Annotated in this window: 4 protein-coding genes; 2 read left to right on the top strand and 2 right to left on the bottom strand. The window is 59.1% G+C overall.

Annotated elements, in window-relative coordinates; translation table 11 throughout:
- On the bottom strand, positions 1 to 1486 hold a 1486-nt coding region (locus L0H65_RS16605; RefSeq protein ID WP_301460318.1), incomplete at its 3' end, for an HAD-IC family P-type ATPase.
- Positions 1487 to 1593: 107 nt separating this feature from the next.
- Positions 1594 to 1866, bottom strand: a complete 273-nt coding sequence (locus L0H65_RS16600; protein WP_301460316.1) for a metal-sensitive transcriptional regulator — start codon at positions 1864 to 1866, stop codon at positions 1594 to 1596.
- Positions 1867 to 1966: 100 nt separating this feature from the next.
- Here L0H65_RS16600 and L0H65_RS16595 point away from each other — a divergent pair, with 100 nt between their 5' ends.
- Together L0H65_RS16595 and L0H65_RS16590 are read left to right on the top strand one after the other, a co-directional pair.
- Entirely contained in the window at positions 1967 to 2476 is a 510-nt protein-coding gene (locus L0H65_RS16595) for a DUF305 domain-containing protein (protein ID WP_301460314.1), read from the top strand.
- A 28-nt stretch (positions 2477 to 2504) separates the two neighbouring features.
- Positions 2505 to 3320 carry a MauE/DoxX family redox-associated membrane protein gene (locus L0H65_RS16590; protein ID WP_301460313.1) on the top strand — a complete coding sequence of 272 codons (816 nt, stop codon included), beginning with the start codon at positions 2505 to 2507 and terminating at the stop codon, positions 3318 to 3320.
- The last annotated feature ends 82 nt before the right edge of the window (positions 3321 to 3402 follow it).

Here is a 3402-nt window from a genome sequence, read left to right as displayed (position 1 = left end):
CAAGCGACAGCAGGTCGCCCTCGGCGATATCGCCCAGCACGACGGTATCGGTCAGTTTTGGCTTGCCCATGGTCAGCGTGCCGGTCTTGTCGACGATCAGCGTGTCGACGCCAGCCATGCGCTCCAGCGCCTCAGCATCCTTGATCAGCACCCCGGCCTGCGCGCCGCGCCCCGCCGCCGTAGTGATCGAGATCGGGGTGGCCAGCCCAAGCGCGCAGGGGCAGGCGATGATCAGCACCGAAACAGCGGATGCGATGGCAAAGACCAGCGCCGGTTCCGGGCCAAAGATCATCCAGACAACGAAGGCGATAATCGAGACCGCCACCACGGTCGGCACGAAGATAGCCGAGACCCGGTCGGCCATCCCCTGAATCGGCGCGCGGGACCGTCGCGCATTCGACACCATCGCCACGATCTGCGCCAGCACCGTATCGGCCCCGACCTTGCCCGCCTCAATCACCAGGCTGCCGTTATGGTTGATCGTCGCCCCGGTCACGGCATCGCCGGGCTCCTTTTCCACCGGCATCGACTCGCCGGTCAGCATGCTCTCATCCAAACTGGACCGCCCGTCGATTACCACGCCATCCACCGGCACCGCCTCGCCGGGGCGCACCCGCAGCCGGTCGCCCTCCATGATGTTTTCCAGCGGCGCATCGTATTCCGTGCCATCGGGCAGGATGCGCCGGGCGGTCTTGGGCGCAAGGTCCAGAAGCGCGCGGATCGCGTCGCCGGTACGCTCGCGCGCCCGCAATTCCAACACTTGCCCAACAAAGACCAGCGTCACGATCACCACCGCCGCCTCGAAATAATTGCCGACAGATTCGCCCGACCGATACTGTTCCGGAAACACGCCGGGGAGGAATGTGGCTACCAGCGAGTAAAGATAGGCCGCCGCCACCCCGAGGCTGATCAGGGTCCACATATTGGGCGAGCGGTTCAGCACCGAGTCCCAGCCGCGCTTGAAGAACGGCAAGGCGGCCCAAAGCACGATCGGCGTTGCCAGCACGAATTCGAGATAGCTGGCCGTCTGATGCCCGATCCAGTCGCGCACCGGCAGGGCGACCATTTCCCCCATCGCCAGCACGATCAGAGGCACCGCCGCCACCGACGAGATCCACATCCGTCGGGTGAAGTCGGTCAACTCCTCGCTCGGCTCATCCGAGGGCAGCATCGGTTCCAGCGCCATACCGCAGATCGGACAGTCTCCGGGTTCATCGCGGACGATCTCGGGATGCATCGGGCAGGTGTATTGGGCGTCCGCAGGAGCCGCCTTCTTGTGCCCGGCGGCACGCCCTGAGGCATAGAACCACGGATCGGCCTTGAACTTCGTCTGGCAACCCTCTGAACAGAAATGAAATGTCTCGTCCTGAAACGCCGCGCGACGCGTCTCGGGCCCGATCTCAATGGTCATGCCGCACACAGGGTCCTTTGCGGTATCGGCTCCCGCTGGGATTTCGGACTTCGCGTGGTGATGATCGTGGTCCATGTCTAGCCAACTTTCTGTTGATTTACTCCTGCCTAAGGTGTCCAGTGGCTGGAAGGTCAAGCCCTAAAACTGTTGATCGTGATCGCCCTCGTGCCGGGACGTCATCATCAGCCTTGGGCTCTTTGAAGTAACGCGATCAGTTCGTTAAACTTTTCACGCTGTTCTTTTGGATCACCGCTGCCAATAGCGTCCTCGACACAGTGATGCGCGTGGTTCTCCAGCACCATGCGCTCCACCCCCTTCAGGGCGGATCGGACAGCGGCGGTCTGGGTCAGAATGTCGACGCAATAGCGATCTTCCTCGACCATACGAGCAATGCCACGCACCTGCCCCTCCAGTCGAGCGAGCCGGTCAAGGGTCCGCTGCTTGTCCTGCTTCATGTCATCTCCTTGGAACCCATTCGTCTCGGCGGTGCTTATTATACCTACATGGGGTATGTATGCATTGGAAACGAAAGGTTCACTCATCATGGGAAACAGCATGAAAAAACACGAGAGTGGCGGCATGGGTTACAGTCGGTTCTTTGCGATGATCGTGACCTCGACCTTGGTGATGTTCGGGCTGATGTATCTGAACACCTACGCCCTCGATCATGTTTTCTTCTCGCAGACACGGATGTGGATGGCGCTCTACATGGGCGGGGGGATGGCGATCATCATGCTCGCCTTCATGCTGGGCATGTATACAAATCGTAACGCCAACATTGCGATTTTCGTCGGCGCGGCCATCGCATTCGCAGTCGGGGTCGGGCTTGTTCGCACACAGGCCACCGTCGGCGATGTCGCATGGATGAAGGCGATGATACCGCATCACTCCATCGCCCTTCTTACCAGTGAACGAGCTGATATTTCTGATCCACGTGTGCGCGCATTGGCCGACGCAATCATCGACGCCCAACGGGCTGAAATTGCCGAAATGAAAATTTATATCGCGGATATCAAAGCCAATGGCGATGCACCTGCCGGCACCGAGCGAGACGAACAATATTGATCGACATTCGATCAGGGGAGAAACCGCCATGCCGACAACTGAAACCATCGACGGTCCGGAGACTGCCCGCGCCAAAAGCCAAGGCAGGGAAAAACACGCCTCGCTGTATCGCATGGCGATGCCGGAGCATCTTTGCCCCTTTGGCCTGAAATCCAAATCCATGTTGGAACGCAAAGGCTACACGATCGATGACAACCTGCTGACTAACCGCGATGAGGTTGACGCGTTCAAACGGGCGCATAGGGTCAAAACGACCCCGATCACATTCATCGGCGGAGAGCTGATCGGCGGCTACACCGATCTGAAGAAGGACTTCGGCTACCGTGTTCTGGGTGACGACGACACAAGCTATACCCCGATCATCGCGATCTTCGGGTCAGCTGCGCTGATGGCGCTGGCGGTGATCCTGAACCTCTATGACGGATTTGCGGTGCTGACTTACCTCAAATGGTTCTTCGCCATCTCAATGGTCGTGCTGGCAATCCAGAAGCTTCAGGACGTCGAAAGCTTCGTTAACGGGTTTTTGGGATATGACGTGCTGGCCCGGCGCTATGTGCCCTACGGCTATGCCTATCCGTTCTTTGAACTTTACGCGGGCGTCGGGATGATGGCCCTGATCGGCACGGGCAGCCCCCTAATCTGGATGGTGGCCCCAGTCGGCATTTTTATCGGCACCATCGGTGCGGTCAGCGTCATCAAGGCCGTCTACATTGACAAGCGCGAGTTGAAGTGCGCCTGCATCGGCGGCGACTCAAACGTGCCGCTCGGGGTGATATCTCTCAGTGAAAACCTCATTATGGCGGGCATGGGACTGTGGATGCTTGGAACTTGGTTTTCTGCCTGAGTGTCATGGGTCACGGTTTGAACCGAAGTAAAAGTTCAAACGAAACCCCCTCGCCATGACAGTGAAAGGCCAGTGGTTTTTT

Origin of the sequence: Pseudorhodobacter sp. (assembly GCF_030452865.1) — a bacterium.
Classification (GTDB): Bacteria; Pseudomonadota; Alphaproteobacteria; order Rhodobacterales; family Rhodobacteraceae; genus Pseudorhodobacter.
This window is presented reverse-complemented; position numbering and strand designations above follow the sequence as displayed.